A 16,789-nucleotide genomic window follows, 5' to 3' on the forward strand; every position below is an offset into this window, starting at 1 on the left:
GACTCGCCACCCGCCCGGCCGTTCCCGGGCGCGCCTCGGCCTCCCCTGTGACCCGGACGCAGCACGACATCTGACGAACCATCGACTGATCCACCGCCCGCCGGACCCCGGCCCGCCCCGGGCGCACGCACCGGGACACGCACCGGGACACGCACCGGGACACGCGACCGGCGAGCCTCCCCGGACCCCCTCCCATCCGAACGAGCTCAGGCCGTAGGCTGGGACGCACCATGACTGCGCCATTCGCTGCCGACGCCCGTACCCCCGCCGAGCTGCTGCGAGCCGCCCTCGGTGAGGACTCCGCCCGTCCCCTGGTCACCTTCTACGACGATCTGTCGGGTGAGCGGGTGGAACTCTCGGTCAAGACCTTCGACAACTGGGTCGCCAAGACCGCCAACCTGCTCCAGGACGAGCTGAACGCGGGCCCCGAGGACCGCGCGGCGCTGCTGCTGCCGGCGCACTGGCAGAGCGCGGTCTGGCTGCTGGCCTGCTGGTCGGTGGGCGTCACCGCGCTGCCGGACGGCGACCCGGCCACGGCCGAGCTGGTGATCAGCGGACCGGACGGACTGGAAGCAGCGCAGGCCTGTACCGGCGAACGGGTGGCGCTGGCGCTGCGACCGCTCGGCGGCCGGTTCCCGCAGCGGCCCGACGGGTTCCTCGACTACGCGGCCGAGGTGCCGGGTCAGGGCGACCGGTTCGCACCGTACTCGCCGGTGGACCCGCAGGCGCCCGCGCTGGAGACGGCGGTGGACGGCCTCGCGCTCAAGCTGACGGGTGAGCAGACCGTGGACCTGGCCCGGGAGGGCGCCGCGCGGCTGGGCCTGGAGCGCGGCTCGCGGGTACTCAGCACGCTGCCCTACGACAGCTGGGCCGGCCTGGAGGCGGGGCTGCTGGCGCCGCTCGCGGCCGGCGCCTCGGTGGTGCTCTGCCGCAACTCCGCGGGGCTGACCGAGGATCAGTGGGCGGCCCGGATCGAGGCCGAACGAGTGACCCTGCGCCTGAGCTGAGCCCCGCCGCCGGACCGGCCCTGGCCGCCCGCAGGAGCGTCAGACCATCAGCGCCAGCCGCCCGTTCGCCTCGGCGTAGATCTCGCCGGTGCACGGGCAGCGCCAGCGGCCCACGCCCTGGCGGCGCAGCGGCTGGCCGGCCCGGCCGACCCAGGCGGTCTTGCGCGCCGGGACGCCCGCCACCAGGGCGAAGTCGGGGACGTCCCGGTGCACCACGGCACCCGCCGCCACCAGCGCCCAGCGGCCGACCGTGACCCCGGCCACCAGCACCGCGCGGGCGCCGATCGAGCAGCCCTGGCGCAGCGTGACGCCCCGGGCCAGCCAGTCCTCGGCCCCCTTGAGCCGGCCGTCGACGCCGACCGAGCGCGGGTAGAGGTCGTTGGTCAGCACGGCCGCGGGGCCGATGAACACCCCGTCCTCGATCACGGCCGGCTCGTAGAGCAGCGCGTGGTTCTGCACCTTCACCCGGTCGCCCAGCCGCACCCCGGGCCCGAGGTAGGCGCCGCGCCCGATCACGCACTCGGCGCCCACCACGGCGTCCTCGCGGATCTGGGCGAGGTGCCACACGGCGCTCCCCGCGCCGATCCGTGCCCGCGGATCGACGTCCGCACTGGCTTCGATACGCACCGCCTCCGTCATACGACCGACGGTAGCGGCTCCGTCGCTCAGCCGGTACGTTCCGGTACGGGCCGGGTGCCGGGCGCTGCGCTGGCGATCACCCTGGCGGCCAGCCTGCGCGGGGAGGTGAGGAAGCCGAAGCCCCAGCTGAAGTGCATGGTGGCCAGCGCCAGCGGGAGTTGCAGCCGGGCCCGGACGGACAGGCCGCGGCCCTCCAGCACCGAGCCGCCGATGATCCCGAGCGCGTAGCCGCCCGGCAGGATGAAGAAGGCGGGGTGCACGGCGGCCCCCAGCACCAGCCCGAGCAGCACCGCGATCAGCGCGCTCGGCGGGGCCAGGTAGCGCAGGTTCACCGAGCCGCGGTGGTAGCGGGTGACCACCCGGCGCCAGCGGCCGTAGTCCTTGTACTGCTTGGCCAGCGCGCGCACGCTGGGGCGCGGGCGGTAGGTGACCCGCAGCTGCGGGGTGAACCAGATCAGGCCGCCGTCCTGGCGGATGCGGTAGTTCAGCTCCCAGTCCTGGGCGCGGATGAACTCCTCGTTGTAGCCGCCGAGCCTCTCCAGCACCTCGCGCCGGAAGACACCGAGGTAGACGGTCTCGGCGGGGCCGGCCAGGCCGCCGGTGTGGAAGGCGGCGTTGCCCACGCCGATCTTGGCGGTCATCGCGGCGGCGACGGCCTTCTCCCACTCGCTCTCGCCCTCGGCGTGCATGATGCCGCCGACGTTGGCCGCCTCCATCTCGCCGAGCAGGCGCACCGCGGTGGCGATGTAGCCGGGCGTGAGCAGGCCGTGGCCGTCCACCCGTACCACTATCGGGTGGGAGGAGGCTCTGATCGCGGCGTTCAGCCCGGCGGGGGTGCGCCCGGTGGGGTTCGGCACGGTCCGCACCCGGGAGTCCTCGGCGGCCAGTTCGGCGGCGATCTGGTCGGTCCGGTCGGTGGACGGGCCGAGCGCGATCACCACCTCCATGTCCCCGGCGTACTCCTGCTCCAGGATGCGCCGCACGGCGGTGCGAAGGTGTCGTTCCTCGTTGAGCACCGGCATGATCACGGAGACCGCCGGCAGCTCCTCAGCAGCCATGGTGTTCATCGCAGGCAACGGTACCGGACCTGGATGAACGGCCGGAATGCGCGACCGGGCCGGGTGCTCCTCCCCTGTGGGAGCGCCCGGCCCGGTCGGCTGACGGCAGGTCAGTCGGTGGCGATGGCCGCCAGCACGTTCATCCGCCCGGCCCGGAAGGCCGGCAGCAGCGCGGCCAGCAGGCCGACCACGGCGGAGAGCAGCAGGACCACCACGATGGTGCCCACCGGGACCGACAGCTCGTTCAGTCCGGAGTTGCGCAGCACCCGCTGGGCGGTGACGCCCCAGGCCAGGCCGAGGCCGGTGCCCAGGACCGCGCCGAAGACGGCGATCACCACCGACTCCAGGCGGATCATCCGGCGCAGCTGACGGCGCGACAGGCCGATCGCGCGCAGCAGGCCGATCTCCCTGGTCCGCTCGACCACCGAGAGCGCCAGCGTGTTGACCACGCCGAGCACCGCGACGGTGATCGCCAGCCCGAGCAGGCCGTAGACCAGGTAGAGCAGGGTGTCCACGCTCTTCTGGACGATCTTCTTGTAGCCGGCCTGGTCCTGCACCGTGACCTGCGGGTAGGCGGTCAGCGAGTTCTGCAGGGCGGTCAGGGTCTTCTCGACGTCCGCCCCGGCGGCGGCCTTGCCGAAGACGGCCACGTCGCTGGGCTGCTGGTCCAGCGGCACCGCCTGGGCGACGGTGTCGATGGTGGCGAAGAAGTGGTGGTCGAAGATGTTGTTGCCGGTACTGGTGACCACCGCGATCGGCAGGGTCTGGGTGCGGCCCTTGCCGTAGTCGATCGCCAGCTTGTCGCCGGCCTTCACGTTGTTGTCCTTGGCGAAGTTCGCGTCGACCGAGATCCCGCCGCCGGCCAGGCCATCAGGGCTGCCGGAGCTGACCGGCAGCGAGAAGTCCTGGGTGAAGGTGGGCGAGACGGCCGAGACGAACTCGTCCAGCTGCTTGCCGCCGGGGGTGGTGACGGTGGCGGCGAGCTCGCGCTGCTCGGTGAGGTGGGACAGGCCCTGTGTGCCCTTGGCCGCGTTGACCATGGCGGTGGTCAGACCGCCGTGGTTGACCGTGACGATGTAGTCCGCGCCCACCGACTTGTCGATCTGCGAGCTGGTGGAGCTGACCATCGAGTTGGTGACCACCGAGGCACCGGTGACCAGCGCCAGGCCGATCATCAGCGCGGCGGCGGTGGCGCCGGTGCGGCGCGGGTTGCGCAGCGCGTTGCGCTGGGCCAGCCGCCCGGCCGGACCGAACAGGGCCGGCAGCACGGCACCGAGCACCCGGATCACCACGCCGGCCAGCAGCGGACCGAGCACCACGAAGCCGACCAGGGTCAGCACCAGGCCCAGTCCCAGGTCGCTGCCGCCGGTGCCGAGCGCCGAGGCGTTGGCCCCGGCGGCCAGCAGCGCACCGCCGCCGGCGGTGATCAGCAGGCCGAGCGCCATCCGGATCTTGTTGGCGGCGCCCTCGCTGGGCGTCCCGTGGTCGCGCAGCGCGGCCATCGGGGAGACCTTGCCGGCCCGGCGGGCCGGGATCCAGGCGGCCAGCACGGTGATCACGATGCCGACCAGGTAGGAGGCGATCGGCACGTTGGCGCCGATCACCAGCGAGGAGGACAGGTTCATCCCCACCGCCTTCATCAGCTGGATCAGCAGCAGCGCCAGGCCCAGGCCCGCCAGCATGCCCAGCGTGGAGCCGATCACGCCGAGCAGCAGCGCCTCGATCAGCACCGAGCGGTTGACCTGGCGGCGGCTGCCACCGAGCGCGCGCAGCAGGCCGATCTCACGGGTGCGCTGGGCGACCAGCATCGAGAAGGTGTTGATGATCAGGAAGGCGCCTACCAGCAGCGAGACGCCGGCGAAGCCGAGCATCACGTACTTCATGAAGTCGAGGAAGGAGCCGACGCCCTTCTTGTTGTCGGCCTTCTGCTCGGCGGCGGTCTTGAACTGGTAGCCGTTGCCGAGGGTGGCGGCTGCCTGCGCCTTCAGCTGGTCGTCGCTCCTGCTGCCGTCGCCGTAGACGTCGATCGAGGTGTAGCCGGTGGTGGTGCCCAGCAGGTCCTGCTGCGCGGTGGGAACGTCCAGGAAGGCCAGCGCGGCACCGGGGTTGGTGCCGTTGAAGGTGGCGATGCCGGAGATGGTGAAGTCGAAGGTGCCCAGGTCGCCGATCACCCGGATCGGGTCGCCCAGGTGCAGGCCCGCGTGCTTGGCGGTGTCCGCGTCGATCATCAGCTGACCGGACCCGGCCGGGGCACCGCCGGAGGTGATGGTCATCGCCGGGTGCGGACCGGGGGCCCAGCCGCCGACGATGGTCGGGGCGCCGCCGGTGGGGCCGACGGCCTTGTTGGTCTTCGGGTTGACCAGGGTGCCGGTCTGCACCGAGACCTGGCCGCCGGCGGTCTTGACGCCGGGCTGGCCGGCGAGCTGTGCCACGGCGGCGGCCGGGACGGTCAGCGTCTTGCCGCCGTTCTCCTGGGCCGCGTCACCGCCCTTGGGCGGCGCCTGGCTGACCGAGAGGTCGGAGGCGGTGGCGTCGAAGAGCTTGTCGAAGGTGCTGGTGGCCGTGTTGGAGAAGACCAGGGTGCCGGAGACGAAGGCGACCGAGAGCACGACGGCGATCAGCGAGAGCACCATCCGGCCCTTGTGGGCCAGGAAGCTCCGCAGTGAGGTCTTGAGCAGCATCTGTGTCGGCCCCGGCTCAGCTGGTGCGCTTGCCGTCGAAACGGCGCATGCGTTCGAGGACGGAGTCGGCCGTCGGGGCGTGCATCTCGTCGACGAGCCGGCCGTCGGCCAGGAAGAGCACCCGGTCCGCGTAGCTCGCGGCCACCGGGTCGTGGGTGACCATGACGATGGTCTGGGCGAGCTCGTCCACCGAGCGCCGCAGGAAGGTCAGGACCTCGGAGCCGGAGCGGGAGTCGAGGTTTCCGGTGGGCTCGTCACCGAAGATGATCTCCGGGCGGGCGGCCAGGGCGCGGGCCACCGCGACGCGCTGCTGCTGGCCGCCGGAGAGCTGGGTCGGACGGTGCTTGAGGCGCTCGCCCAGACCGACGGTGGCGACGACCTGGTCCAGCCAGGCCTGGTCGGGCTTGCGCCCGGCTATGTCCATCGGGAGCGTGATGTTCTCCAGCGCGTTGAGCGTCGGGAGCAGGTTGAAGGCCTGGAAGATGAAACCGATCTTGTCTCGCCGCAGCCGGGTGAGCTGCTTGTCCTTCAGCCCGGTGACCTCGGTGTCACCGATCCAGATCCGGCCCTGGCTGACCGTGTCGAGCCCGGCCAGGCAGTGCATCAGCGTGGACTTGCCCGAGCCGGAGGGGCCCATGATCGCTGTGAACCGGCCGCGCTCGATGTCCACGTCCACCGCGTCCAGGGCGGTGACCCGGGTCTCGCCCGCGCCGTACGCCTTGGTCACCTGCCGCGCGCTGGCGGCACTGGCGGCCCCGCCGCCGGGGTTCTCGGAAGTCTGCACGGCTGCCGATGCAGTCGTCACGTCTGGCTCCTAGGTCGTTGTTCCCCCGAGCCCGGCCCCCTTGACAGCAGGGGCCGAGCCGATGTCCTCAACCTAGGGCATGAGGTCAGAGCCCTCGTCATCCGGCGGGAGGACGCTGGATGACCAGAGTTGTACGGGTCGTCCAGCCGGTCCCCCTAGGGGTCCGGGGGCGGGTTCTCAGGGGCGTGCGAGCAGCGCCGGCTCGCCCTGCGGACGCAGCGCGAGCGCGGCGGCGAACGCGTCGACCACCGGGCGCAGCAGCACGTCGGTTTCGCGCTCGACCACCGTGACACCGTCCTCGCGCACCGAGATGTGCCGGTCCAGGACGAACCAGCCCTGGGTGATGTGGCTCGCGCCCATCGAGGAGAGCACCGGGCGCAGCGCGTAGTCCACGGCCAGCACGTGGGCCGTCGACCCGCCGGTGGCCAGCGGCAGCACGGTCTTGCCCGCCAGCGCGTACTGCGGCAGCACGTCCAGCAGGGCCTTGAGCAGGCCGGAGTAGGCGGCCTTGTAGACGGGGGTGCCGATCACCAGGCCGTCCGCCTGGTCGACCAGCTCCAGGGCGCGGGCTATCCGGGGGTGCCGGGTGTCACCGGACAGCAGGGACTCGGCGGGCAGCTCACGGACGTCGAGCGGGAGCACCCGGTGCCCCTGGTCGGCGAGCCGGGCACCGACGTGGCGCAGCAGGCGGGTGGTGCGGGAGGTCGGGGACGGGGAGCCGGAGACGGCGAGCACGGTGGCCATGGGTTCACAACCTCGGGGTAGACGCGGGCCGACGGTGGGGGCGGGCACGCGGGAGCTGGGCAGCCGGGACGGGTCCGGGACGCGACGGCGCGACCGGGCGGGATGGCGCTGCTGCAACGGGAGCACCCCGGGACGGCACGCGAGATCCGGCCGAGGGGGCCTGGTGAGTGACGGGAGAGGCGGCGGATGGTCAACCGCGAGTACGGGGACGACAGAGCGACCCGGAGACACGCTGCAGGTCGACGTGCCGCCGACGCGTGAGACTCGGGCTCTGGTCCATGGTTCTCATGCAAACACGTGCTCTTCCAGGCGGTCAAGGATCGTTCTGTCCGCCGGGTGTGCTCCCGGGCGCCCGTGCGCCCGGACCGTCCCACCCCTGCATCAACTCTGCTACAAGCAACCCGCACAGTGGCCCGAGGCGGCTTCGGAGCGGATCGATCGGGCATTCTCGACAGCATGAACACGTGGCAGCAGGGCCGCCCGAGCGGCGGTGGCAGTGGATACGGCGACCAAGACGGTGCGGCCGGTGGCGGCGCCGAGCCGCCGCTGCCGCCCGGTCTCTCGCCGCGCTCTGCGGGCGCACCCGCCGGGCGGCGCCCGCCGGCGCCGCGGCCCGCCCAGCAAGCGGGGCAGCGCCCGCACCAGGTGCCGGGGCAGCCGCTGCGGCAGCCCACCGGACCGGCCGGTCCCGGGCAGCCCGGCGGCCCGGTTGGCCCTGGCGGCCCGGTTGGCCCTGGCGGCCCTGGTGGTCCCGGTGGCCCGGTGCCGCCCGGCGCGCGTCCGCAGGCCCGCAAGCGCTGGCCGCGCCGCCGCAAGATCAAGTACGCGGTGCTCGGGGTGATCCTGGCGGTGCTGGTCACCAGCGTGGGCACCTACTTCTGGGCCGACTCCAAGCTGAACCACCAGAACGTGCTCGCCGACTACCCGGGGCGCCCGGCGGCGGGCAAGGGCACCAACTGGCTGATCGTCGGCTCGGACAGCCGCGACGGCCTGACCTCGACCCAGAAGCAGGACATGCACACCGGGTCGGACGACGGCAAGCGCAGCGACTCGATGATGATCCTGCACATCGGCGACCACGGGAACACGCTGATGAGCATCCCGCGTGACTCCTGGGTGCCGATCCCGGCCCATCAGGACACCTCGGGCAGCGGCCGGACCATCGCCGCCACCACCTCCAAGATCAACTCGGCCTTCAACAACGGCGGCGGCGAACTGCTGGTGCGCACCGTGGAGTTGAACACCGGCATCCACATCGACCACTACGCCGAGGTCGGCTTCGCCGGGTTCGTCGGCATCGTGGACGCGGTGGGCGGCGTGCACATGTGCATCGACAAGGACATCCAGGACACCGACTCCGGGCTGAACCTGAAGGCCGGCTGCCAGACCCTGAACGGGACGCAGTCGCTGGCCTTCGTGCGCCAGCGCCACCAGATGGCCGACCAGGACCTGGGCCGGATGCGCAACCAGCAGAAGTTCCTCTCCGCACTGGCCCACCAGGCGGCCTCGCCGACCACGCTGCTCAACCCCTTCGAGCTCTACCCGCTGATCGGCTCGGGCCTGGACACCCTGATCGTCGACAACAACACCGGCCTGACCGACCTGGCCACCCTCTTCGAGGCGATGCGCACGGTCAGCAGCGGCGACGGGAAGAGCATCACCATCCCGATCGGCAACGCGGACTACCACACCAGCACCGGCGAGTCCGCGGTCAAGTGGGACCCGGCCAAGTCCAAGCAGGTCTTCGACGCGATCAAGAACGACACCGCGGTGCCCACCTTCTGACCGGAGGTCGGGCAGGTACCGAACGCCGCACGGCCCGGGAGGCGAACTCCCGGGCCGTGCGGCGTTCGGCGTCGTCACGGGCCGGCTCGGACCAGCACCTGGCCGCCGTCGATGGTGAGCACGGTGCCGGTGGTGCGGGCCGGCGGTGACCACCTGGGAGGTGGCGACAGCCGGCCACCTCGAAGGAGGCATGACGAAGCCCTCCCGCCCCGGTCAGGGGCAGGAGGGCTGCGAAGGGGTGCGGCGGCCCTGCCGCGTCGTCAGGAGGTGAAGTCCACGCCCTCGTGGCTCGGCTGCAGCGAGCCGACGGTGAACCCGGCGGCGGAGACCAGCAGCTGGTCCACCGGCTTGCCGTCGTCGCCCAGCACGCTGGCGGTCACCTGGGTGGTCTCGTCCGGCGGGGTGACGGTGAGGCCGGCCAGCACGTTGCAGTTCGGGTCGGCCTTGTCGCAGGAGGCCCACTTCAGACCGGCGAAGGCGCTGTTGCCTGGCTTCAGGGTGCTGGCCATCGGCGCACCCGGGTAGGCGACCCGGCTGGTCTTCAGCACCATCGCGCTGTTGTCGGCCCGCAGGCCGCCGTAACCGAGGTAGCCGTAGACGGTGCAGGTACGCGAGCTCTTGTTGGTCACCATCACCATCGCCGAGTTGGGCAGGATCGAGGTCGGCTGGAGCTGGACCTCCACCGTCACGTCCCCGGTGTGGCAGCGGGAGGAGGCGTCGGCGGTCGGCTTGGCGGTGCCGGCCGGGGCGCCGGGCTTGGCGCTCGTCTTGGCGCCGGCGCCGGCGCTCGACGCACCACCGGGTACGGGCGTGTGCGAGGCGCCGGGCACGGCGGAGGCGGGCGTGACGGAGGCGGCCGGATTGGCCGCGGAGGTCGCCGGCACCTCGTCGTTGCACGCGACCGCGCCCAGCCCCAGTGCGATCGTGGTGACCGCGATGGCCATCGCCTTGCGCAACCTCATGACTCCCCCAGCGGGTGGTGTGATCATTACTCCTCTCATCACGCCCTCATCCGCCGTTTCAGTTCGCGCCCTGCTGTCGCGGCTGCGTAACAAGCGGTCGTCCGGCACGCAACAGCCCCCCGCGCCGGACGGGGCGCGGGGGGCTGGAGGCCGGGGCAGAGCGCGTGGTGCTCAGGCGCTCGGCAGGTTGCGGGCCATCACGATGCGCTGCACCTGGTTCGTTCCTTCATAAATCTGGGTGATCTTGGCGTCGCGCATCATCCGCTCCACCGGGTAGTCGCGGGTGTAGCCGTAGCCGCCGAGCAGCTGGACGGCGTCGGTGGTGACCTCCATCGCGACGTCCGAGGCGAAGCACTTGGCAGCCGCGCCGAAGAAGGTCAGATCCTCCTTGTCCCCCCCGACGGCAACGCGCTGCGACTTGGCGGCAGCCGCGTAGGTGAGCTGCCTGGCGGCCTCCAGCTTCATCGCCATGTCGGCGAGCATGAACTGGATGCCCTGGAAGTCGCCGATCGGCTTGCCGAACTGCTTGCGCTCCTTGACGTAGCCGGCGGCGTAGTCGAGCGCCCCCTGGGCGATGCCCAGCGCCTGGGCGGCGATGGTGATCCGGGTGTGGTCCAGGGTCTTCATCGCGGTGGCGAAGCCGGTGCCCTCGGCGCCGATCATGCGGTCGGCGGGGATCCGGACGTTGTCCAGGTAGACCTCGCGGGTCGGCGAGCCCTTGATGCCCAGCTTCTTCTCCGGGGCGCCGAAGGAGACGCCCTCGTCGCCCTTCTCGACGACGAACGCCGAGATGCCCTTGGAGCGCTTCTCGGGGTCGGTGACCGCCATGACGGTGTAGAACTCCGAGACGCCCGCGTTGGTGATCCACCGCTTGACGCCGTTGAGCACCCAGAAGTCGCCGTCGCGCACCGCGCGGGTCTTCATGCCCGCCGCGTCCGAACCGGCGTCCGGCTCGGAGAGGCAGTAGGAGAACATGCCCTCGCCGCGCGCGAGCGCACCCAGGTACTTCTGCTTCAGCTCCTCGGAGCCGGACAGCTGCACCGGCAGCGAGCCGAGCTTGTTGACGGCCGGGATCAGCGAGGAGGACGCGCAGACCCGGGCGACCTCCTCGATCACGATCACGGTGGCCAGCGCGTCGGCACCGGCGCCGCCGTACTCCTCGGGGATGTGCACCGCGTGCAGGTCGTTCGCCTCAAGAGCGTCGCGCGCCTCCTGCGGGAACCGGCCGTGCTCGTCCACATCGGCCGCGAACGGGGCGATTTTGGCCTCGGCGAGCGCTCGAACCGTCTCGCGGAGCATCTCGTGCTCCTCCGAGATGCGGAAGAGGTCGAAGTCGGCATTGCCAGCCATGGTCTGCTGCCCCTCTGCGAAACGACGTTAGTTACTGTTCAGTAGATCCCCATTCTAGGCCTCGCGGGCGTGATGACCAGACGTGACGTCGATGACATGCCGAGCGCCCGATACCATCGGTGGCTGCACCTCACTCCTGTCCTTCGCCGGTCGTACGCCGGCGGCCCGTGAAGGGGAAGCCCTGTGGCCCTGCGCATCTCGGTGATCGGTACCGGCTATCTCGGTGCCACGCACGCGGCCTGCCTCGCCGAGTTGGGCTTCGAGGTCCTCGGCATGGACATCGACCCCGACAAGCTCGCCTCGCTGGCGGCCGGCCAGGTGCCGATGTACGAGCCCGGGCTCTCCGAGCTGCTGCTCAAGCACGTCGCCGGGCACCCGGGCTCGACCGGCCGGCTGCGCTTCACCTCCTCGCCCCAGGAGGTCGCCGAGTTCGCCGACGTCCACTTCATCTGCGTCAACACCCCGCAGAAGAAGGGCGAGTTCGCCGCCGACATGTCCTATGTCGAGCTGGCGGTGGACGCGCTCGCCCCGCACCTGACCCGCCCCGCGCTGGTGGTCGGCAAGTCCACCGTCCCGGTCGGCAGCGCGGGGCGGCTCGCCGAGCGGCTGCGGGCGCTGGCCCCGGCCGGCGAGGGGATCGAACTGGCCTGGAACCCGGAGTTCCTGCGCGAGGGCTTCGCGGTCGGCGACACCCTGCACCCCGACCGGATCGTGGTCGGGGTGTGCGAGGGCGGCCGCGCCGAGGAGCTGCTGCGCGAGGTGTACGCGACCCCGCTGGCCGACGGCGTGCCGCTGGTGATCACCGACTACCCCACCGCCGAGCTGGTCAAGGCCGCCGCCAACTCCTTCCTGGCCACCAAGATCTCCTTCATCAACGCGATGGCCGAGGTCTGCGAGAGCGCGGGCGCCGATGTCACGCTGCTCGCCAAGGCGCTCTCCTACGACGAGCGGATCGGCGGCCGGTTCCTCAACGCCGGGCTCGGCTTCGGCGGCGGCTGCCTGCCCAAGGACATCCGGGCCTTCATGGCCCGGGCCGGCGAGCTCGGCGCCGACCAGGCGCTGACCTTCCTGCGCGAGGTCGACTCGATCAACATGCGCCGCCGCTCGCGGATGGTGGAGCTGGCCCGCGAGCAGTGCGGCGGCGGCTTCCTGGACCGCCGGGTGGCCGTGCTCGGCGCCGCCTTCAAGCCGAACTCGGACGACATCCGCGACTCCCCCGCGCTCAACGTGGCCGCCCAGATCCAGCTCCAGGGCGCGCAGGTGACCGTCTACGACCCCAAGGCGATGGACAACGCCCGCAAGATGTTCCCCTCGCTCTCCTACGCCGTCTCGGCGAGCGAAGCGGCCGTCGGGGCGCACGTGGTGCTGCACCTGACGGAGTGGCAGGAGTTCCGCGAGCTGGACCCGGTGGCACTGGGCGAGGTGGTCGCCGAGCGCCGGCTGCTGGACGGCCGCAACGTGCTGGACGGCCCGCGCTGGCGCGCGGCGGGCTGGACCTACCGGGCGATGGGCCGGCCGAGCTAGACCGCCCACCATGGGCCGGCCGGTCTTGGAATCGCCGGCCCGGTGGCGGTGTTGCAGCGGTCATGACCGACTTCCGCGACAAGGCGACCGTCCGCGAGATCCTCACCGCCACCGGGGAGACCTGGGCCGTGGTGGGCCTGTCCAGCAACACCCGCCGCGCCGCCTACGGCGTGGCCCAGGTCCTGCAGCGCTACGGCAAGCGGATCGTGCCGGTGCACCCCAAGGCCGAGACGGTGCTCGGCGAGCAGGGGTACGCCTCGCTGGCCGAGATCCCGTTCGAGGTCGACGTGGTCGACGTCTTCGTGAACAGCTCGCTGGCCGGCGAGGTGGCCGACCAGGCGGTCGCCAAGGGCGCCAAGGCGGTCTGGTTCCAGCTCGACGTGATCGACGAGCAGGCGTACGAGCGGACCACGAAGGCCGGGCTGCTGATGGTCATGGACCGCTGCCCGGCGATCGAGATCCCCTTGCTCTGACCGCCCGCTCCGACCGCCTGCTCCGACCGCTCTCAGCCGTCCAGCTGGGCGAGGGTGGCGATCGACGGCCGGCGGGTGGTGCGCAGCTCGGCGGCGACCGCCTCGGCGTCGCCCAGCACCCGCACCGCGTTGCCCCAGGTGAGCTTGGACAGGTCGGCCTCGGACCAGTTGCGGCCGAGCAGTTCGGCGACCAGGTTGGGGTAGCCCGCCACGTCGTCCAGCCCGGCCGGGGTGAAGGCGACGCCGTCGAAGTCGCCGCCCACCCCGAGGTGGTCGATCCCGGCCACCTCGCGCATGTGGTCCAGGTGGTCGGCGACGGTGGCCGCGGTGGTGATCGGGCGCGGGTCCCGGGCCTCCAGCTCGCGCAGCACCTTCATCGCTTCGGGCGTGTGCGCCAGGTGGTGGAAGCCGTGCTTCGCCAGCTCCTCGGAGGCCCGGTCGGTCCAGGCGCGGGCCTCGGGCGAGATGAACTGCGGGACGAAGGTGACCATCGCCACGCCCCCGTTGGCGGGCAGTTGGGTGAGCACGTCGTCGGGGATGTTGCGCGGGTGGTCGTGCACCGCGCGCGAGGAGGAGTGCGAGAAGATCACCGGCGCCTGGCCGACCCGCAGCGCCGCGCGCATGGTGTCGGGCGAGGTGTGCGAGAGGTCGACCAGCATGCCGAGCCGGTTCATCTCCCGCACGACCTCCTCGCCGAACCGGGTCAGACCGCCGGCCGCCGGCTCGTCGGTGGCCGAGTCCGCCCAGGGCACGTTGCTGTTGTGAGTGAGCGTCATGTACCGCACGCCCAGCTGGTGCAGGGCGCGCAGGGTGGCCAGCGAGCAGTTGATGCTGTGTCCGCCCTCGGCGCCCATCAGCGAGGCGACCTTGCCCTCGGCCCGGGCCGCCTCCATGTCGGCGGCGGTCAGGGCCAGGCGCAGCCGGTCGGGGAACCGGTCGACCAGCGCCCGCACGAAGTCGATCTGCTCCAGCGTGGCGCTGACCGCGTCGTCGCCCGCGTGGTCGGCGGAGACGTACACCGACCAGAACTGCCCGCCGACCCCGCCGGCGCGCAGCCGGTCGAGGTCGGTGTGCAGTCGGCTGCGCTGGTCGGCGGCCAGGTCGATGGCGTCCAGGTCGTAGCCGGCCTGCTTGCGCATCGCCCACGGCAGGTCGTTGTGACCGTCCACCACGGGGGCGGCGGCGAGCAGCGTACGGGCGCGGTCGAGCAGTTCAGGGGTCGTCATGACCCCTATCCTCTACCGGCTGAAGCCGAAGGAGGTCGAACCGGCCACCTTGGCGCGCAGCTTCTTGCCCTTCTCGGTGGCCTGGGCGTTCAGCTCGGCCTGGAAGTCGACCATCTTCTCGGTGAGTTCCGGGTCGAAGGCGGCGACCATGCGCACCGCCAGCAAGCCCGCGTTGCGCGCCCCGGCCACCGAGACGGTGGCCACCGGCACGCCGGCCGGCATCTGGACGATGGAGAGCAGGCTGTCCATGCCGTCCAGGTAGCGCAGCGGCACCGGGACCCCGATGACCGGCAGCGGGGTCACCGAGGCGAGCATGCCCGGCAGGTGGGCGGCGCCGCCGGCCCCGGCGATGATCGCCTTCAGGCCGCGCCGGTGGGCCTGCTCGCCGTAGCCGATCATCTCGCGCGGCATCCGGTGCGCGGAGAGCACGTTGACCTCGTAGGGCACCTCGAACTCGTCGAGCGCCTGGGCGGCGGCCTCCATCACCGACCAGTCGGAGTCGGAGCCCATGGCGATGCCGACGACAGGAGTTGAGCTGCTCATTCGGTGATGGTCCCTCTCAGGTACGCGGCCGCGTGACGCGCCCGCTCGCGCACGTCGTCGAGGTCGTCCCCGAAGACGGTGACGTGGCCGACCTTGCGGCCGGGCTTCACGTCCTTGCCGTACATGTGGATCCGCAGGCCCGGGTCACGGGCCATGCAGTGCAGGAAAGCGTGGTACATGTCGGGGTAGTCGCCGCCGAGCACGTTGACCATCACGGTCCACCGGGCCCGCGGGCGCGGGTCGCCGAGCGGCAGGTCGAGCACCGCCCGCAGGTGGTTCTCGAACTGCGAGGTGACCGCGCCGTCGATCGACCAGTGGCCCGAGTTGTGCGGACGCATGGCGAGTTCGTTGACCAGGATCCGGCCGTCGCGGGTCTGGAACAGCTCGACCGCCAGGTGGCCGGTGATGTCCAGCTCGCCGGCGATCCGCAGGGCCAGCTCCTGGGCCTCGTTCGCGAGCGCGGGGTCCAGGTCGGGGGCGGGCGCGGTGACCTCGGCGCAGACGCCGTTCTCCTGCAGGCTCTCCACCACCGGGTAGGCGACCGCCTGGCCGCTGGGCGAGCGCACCACGTTCGCGGCCAGCTCGCGGACGAAGTCGACCTTCTCCTCGGCCAGCACCGGGACGCCGGCCAGGAACGGCGCGCGCGCCTGCTCCTCGTCGGCGACCACCCAGACGCCCTTGCCGTCATAGCCGCCGCGCACGGTCTTGAGGACGACGGGGTACCCCTCGCCCTCGCCCGCGAAGGCGGTGACGTCGGCCGGGTCCGCGACCAGGCGGTGGCGCGGGCAGGGCACGCCGATGGAGTCCAGCGTGGCCCGCATCACGCCCTTGTCCTGGGCGTTGACCAGCGCCTGGGGGCCCGGCCGCACGGCGATGCCGTCGGCCTGCAGCGCCCGCAGGTGCTCGGTGGGGACGTGCTCGTGGTCGAAGGTCACCACGTCGCAGTCGGCGGCGAACCGGCGCAGCGTCTCCAGGTCCCGGTAGTCGCCGAACACGGTGTCGGCCACCACCTGGGAGGCGGAGTCCTGCGGGGTATCGGCGAGGAGCTTGAAACGGACCCCCAGAGGGATGCCCGCCTGGTGCGCCATGCGGGCCAACTGCCCGCCGCCGACCATGCCTACCGTTGGAAATTTTGCGCTGCCCGGGAAAGTCACGCTGCCAGGATATCCGGGCCGCTCAAACCGGGTGCGCGGCCACTGCGGGCGGGGCCCCGCGGGGCGGTGCGGGGCCCCGCGGAAGGCTCGCGCGCGAGTGGGGCCGTCGGGAGCCGGTAGCCTGGATGGCCTGACCCAGACGGGGCACTGTTGTGATCATGTGCCCGCGCGGCCGTTCGCACCGGCACGGCCCTCGGCGAACAGCCGCTCAGACCAGGCACACAGGAGACCTGACGGATGACGAAGCACAGCGCTCCGCGCCCCTCCCTGACCCAGCGACTGCGGGGCGTCTCCGGCGAGGTGCTGAAGTTCGCGGTCGTCGGCCTGGTCGGCATCGTGGTCAACTTCGGTGTCTCCAACGCCGTGATCCACGCCACCCACTGGGCGCCGGTGCGCTGCTCGGTGATCGGCACGGTGGTCGCGATCCTGGCCAACTACCTCGGCTACCGCTACTGGGTCTACCGGGACAGCGACGCGGCCTCGCGCCGCCGGGAGATCACGCTCTTCCTGGTCTTCAGCGCGATCGGCCTGCTGATCGAGAACGGCGCGGTCTGGTTCACCACCTACACCCTGGCCATGACCGGCACGGTGGCCTACAACGCCTCCAAGGTGGCCGGCACCGGGGTGGCCACGCTGTTCCGCTTCTTCTCCTACCGCACCTGGGTCTTCAAGGCGATGCCGGAGCTGGCCGAGCACGAGCAGCTCGCGGCCCAGCCGGTGGTCGCCCAGGCCGAGCGGATCCTGGCGGCCGAGGACGCGGCCTACATCAAGTAGGCCCCACCGCGTAGGCCCCACCACATAGGCCCCACCGCGTTGGACACGCAGGCCCCCGCCCGAT

Annotated in this window: 16 protein-coding genes; 5 read left to right on the plus strand and 11 right to left on the minus strand. The window is 71.9% G+C overall.

The annotated features are described in order from the left end of the window. Nucleotides 1-230: 230 nt before the first annotated feature. Nucleotides 231-1,007, plus strand: a complete 777-nt coding sequence (locus tag ACFZB9_RS11505) for a TIGR03089 family protein (RefSeq protein WP_391445980.1) — start codon at nt 231-233, stop codon at nt 1,005-1,007. A 39-nt stretch (nt 1,008-1,046) separates the two neighbouring features. Here the strand turns inward: ACFZB9_RS11505 and ACFZB9_RS11510 are convergent, their stop codons facing one another. From ACFZB9_RS11510 to ACFZB9_RS11535, 6 genes are all read right to left on the minus strand, one after another. Next, complete coding sequence (locus tag ACFZB9_RS11510) at nt 1,047-1,646, minus strand: acyltransferase (protein ID WP_391445982.1); 600 nt, start codon at nt 1,644-1,646, stop codon at nt 1,047-1,049. A gap of 26 nt (nt 1,647-1,672) precedes the next feature. Beyond that, complete coding sequence (locus ACFZB9_RS11515) at nt 1,673-2,704, minus strand: glycosyltransferase family 2 protein (RefSeq protein ID WP_391445984.1); 1,032 nt, start codon at nt 2,702-2,704, stop codon at nt 1,673-1,675. A 110-nt stretch (nt 2,705-2,814) separates the two neighbouring features. Next, nucleotides 2,815-5,385: an ABC transporter permease gene (locus tag ACFZB9_RS11520; protein WP_391445986.1), complete on the minus strand. Its 2,571-nt coding sequence runs from the start codon at nt 5,383-5,385 to the stop codon at nt 2,815-2,817. A 16-nt stretch (nt 5,386-5,401) separates the two neighbouring features. Beyond that, nucleotides 5,402-6,190: an ABC transporter ATP-binding protein gene (locus ACFZB9_RS11525; RefSeq protein ID WP_391445988.1), complete on the minus strand. Its 789-nt coding sequence runs from the start codon at nt 6,188-6,190 to the stop codon at nt 5,402-5,404. A gap of 177 nt (nt 6,191-6,367) precedes the next feature. Further along, the gene (gene ssuE, locus ACFZB9_RS11530) at nt 6,368-6,934 is read right to left on the minus strand and encodes an NADPH-dependent FMN reductase (RefSeq protein ID WP_391445990.1); all 567 of its coding nucleotides are present in this window, start codon (nt 6,932-6,934) and stop codon (nt 6,368-6,370) included. A gap of 190 nt (nt 6,935-7,124) precedes the next feature. Next, on the minus strand, nt 7,125-7,223 hold the full coding sequence (locus ACFZB9_RS11535) for a putative leader peptide (protein WP_391445992.1): 99 nt from the start codon (nt 7,221-7,223) through the stop codon (nt 7,125-7,127). A gap of 167 nt (nt 7,224-7,390) precedes the next feature. Between ACFZB9_RS11535 and ACFZB9_RS11540 the strand changes: the two genes are divergently transcribed. After that, a complete protein-coding gene (locus ACFZB9_RS11540; RefSeq protein ID WP_391445994.1) occupies nt 7,391-8,719 on the plus strand; it encodes an LCP family protein in 1,329 nt (442 codons plus the stop codon). A 260-nt stretch (nt 8,720-8,979) separates the two neighbouring features. Here ACFZB9_RS11540 and ACFZB9_RS11545 read toward each other — a convergent pair whose 3' ends face one another. After that, nucleotides 8,980-9,681, minus strand: a complete 702-nt coding sequence (locus ACFZB9_RS11545) for a DUF4232 domain-containing protein (protein ID WP_391445996.1) — start codon at nt 9,679-9,681, stop codon at nt 8,980-8,982. Nucleotides 9,682-9,852: 171 nt separating this feature from the next. Continuing rightward, the gene (locus tag ACFZB9_RS11550; protein WP_391445998.1) at nt 9,853-11,031 is read right to left on the minus strand and encodes an acyl-CoA dehydrogenase; all 1,179 of its coding nucleotides are present in this window, start codon (nt 11,029-11,031) and stop codon (nt 9,853-9,855) included. Nucleotides 11,032-11,214: 183 nt separating this feature from the next. Here ACFZB9_RS11550 and ACFZB9_RS11555 point away from each other — a divergent pair, with 183 nt between their 5' ends. Further along, nucleotides 11,215-12,555, plus strand: a complete 1,341-nt coding sequence (locus ACFZB9_RS11555; protein WP_391446000.1) for a UDP-glucose dehydrogenase family protein — start codon at nt 11,215-11,217, stop codon at nt 12,553-12,555. 62 nt (nt 12,556-12,617) lie between these two features. Further along, nucleotides 12,618-13,028 (plus strand): CoA-binding protein, encoded by a 411-nt coding sequence (locus ACFZB9_RS11560; RefSeq protein ID WP_391446002.1) that lies wholly within the window; start codon nt 12,618-12,620, stop codon nt 13,026-13,028. Between the two features lie 32 nt (nt 13,029-13,060). Here the strand turns inward: ACFZB9_RS11560 and ACFZB9_RS11565 are convergent, their stop codons facing one another. The 3 genes from ACFZB9_RS11565 to ACFZB9_RS11575 are packed head-to-tail and all read right to left on the minus strand — an operon-like array spanning nt 13,061 to nt 15,951. Beyond that, nucleotides 13,061-14,254 (minus strand): dipeptidase, encoded by a 1,194-nt coding sequence (locus ACFZB9_RS11565; RefSeq protein WP_391446004.1) that lies wholly within the window; start codon nt 14,252-14,254, stop codon nt 13,061-13,063. A gap of 12 nt (nt 14,255-14,266) precedes the next feature. Next, a complete protein-coding gene (purE, locus tag ACFZB9_RS11570) occupies nt 14,267-14,797 on the minus strand; it encodes a 5-(carboxyamino)imidazole ribonucleotide mutase (protein ID WP_391446006.1) in 531 nt (176 codons plus the stop codon). Next, the gene (locus ACFZB9_RS11575; RefSeq protein ID WP_391446008.1) at nt 14,794-15,951 is read right to left on the minus strand and encodes a 5-(carboxyamino)imidazole ribonucleotide synthase; all 1,158 of its coding nucleotides are present in this window, start codon (nt 15,949-15,951) and stop codon (nt 14,794-14,796) included. Before ACFZB9_RS11575 ends, purE begins: the two co-directional genes overlap by 4 nt. Before the next feature lie 237 nt (nt 15,952-16,188). Between ACFZB9_RS11575 and ACFZB9_RS11580 the strand changes: the two genes are divergently transcribed. Further along, nucleotides 16,189-16,725: a GtrA family protein gene (locus ACFZB9_RS11580; protein WP_391446010.1), complete on the plus strand. Its 537-nt coding sequence runs from the start codon at nt 16,189-16,191 to the stop codon at nt 16,723-16,725. Nucleotides 16,726-16,789 lie beyond the last annotated feature (64 nt).

The organism is Kitasatospora sp. NPDC008050 (genome assembly GCF_042957465.1).
Lineage (GTDB): Bacteria > Actinomycetota > Actinomycetes > Streptomycetales > Streptomycetaceae > Kitasatospora.

Excerpts from the sequence above, each read along its gene's own strand:
- ACFZB9_RS11505 (WP_391445980.1), top strand. The coding sequence starts at position 231 with ATGACTGCGCCATTCGCTGCCGACGCCCGTACCCCCGCCGAGCTGCTG.
- ACFZB9_RS11510 (WP_391445982.1), bottom strand. The coding sequence starts at position 1,646 with ATGACGGAGGCGGTGCGTATCGAAGCCAGTGCGGACGTCGATCCGCGG.
- ACFZB9_RS11515 (WP_391445984.1), bottom strand. The coding sequence starts at position 2,704 with ATGGCTGCTGAGGAGCTGCCGGCGGTCTCCGTGATCATGCCGGTGCTC.
- ACFZB9_RS11520 (WP_391445986.1), bottom strand. The coding sequence starts at position 5,385 with ATGCTGCTCAAGACCTCACTGCGGAGCTTCCTGGCCCACAAGGGCCGG.
- ssuE (WP_391445990.1), bottom strand. The coding sequence starts at position 6,934 with ATGGCCACCGTGCTCGCCGTCTCCGGCTCCCCGTCCCCGACCTCCCGC.
- ACFZB9_RS11535 (WP_391445992.1), bottom strand. The coding sequence starts at position 7,223 with ATGAGAACCATGGACCAGAGCCCGAGTCTCACGCGTCGGCGGCACGTC.
- ACFZB9_RS11540 (WP_391445994.1), top strand. The coding sequence starts at position 7,391 with ATGAACACGTGGCAGCAGGGCCGCCCGAGCGGCGGTGGCAGTGGATAC.
- ACFZB9_RS11545 (WP_391445996.1), bottom strand. The coding sequence starts at position 9,681 with ATGAGGTTGCGCAAGGCGATGGCCATCGCGGTCACCACGATCGCACTG.
- ACFZB9_RS11550 (WP_391445998.1), bottom strand. The coding sequence starts at position 11,031 with ATGGCTGGCAATGCCGACTTCGACCTCTTCCGCATCTCGGAGGAGCAC.
- ACFZB9_RS11560 (WP_391446002.1), top strand. The coding sequence starts at position 12,618 with ATGACCGACTTCCGCGACAAGGCGACCGTCCGCGAGATCCTCACCGCC.
- ACFZB9_RS11565 (WP_391446004.1), bottom strand. The coding sequence starts at position 14,254 with ATGACGACCCCTGAACTGCTCGACCGCGCCCGTACGCTGCTCGCCGCC.
- purE (WP_391446006.1), bottom strand. The coding sequence starts at position 14,797 with ATGAGCAGCTCAACTCCTGTCGTCGGCATCGCCATGGGCTCCGACTCC.
- ACFZB9_RS11580 (WP_391446010.1), top strand. The coding sequence starts at position 16,189 with ATGACGAAGCACAGCGCTCCGCGCCCCTCCCTGACCCAGCGACTGCGG.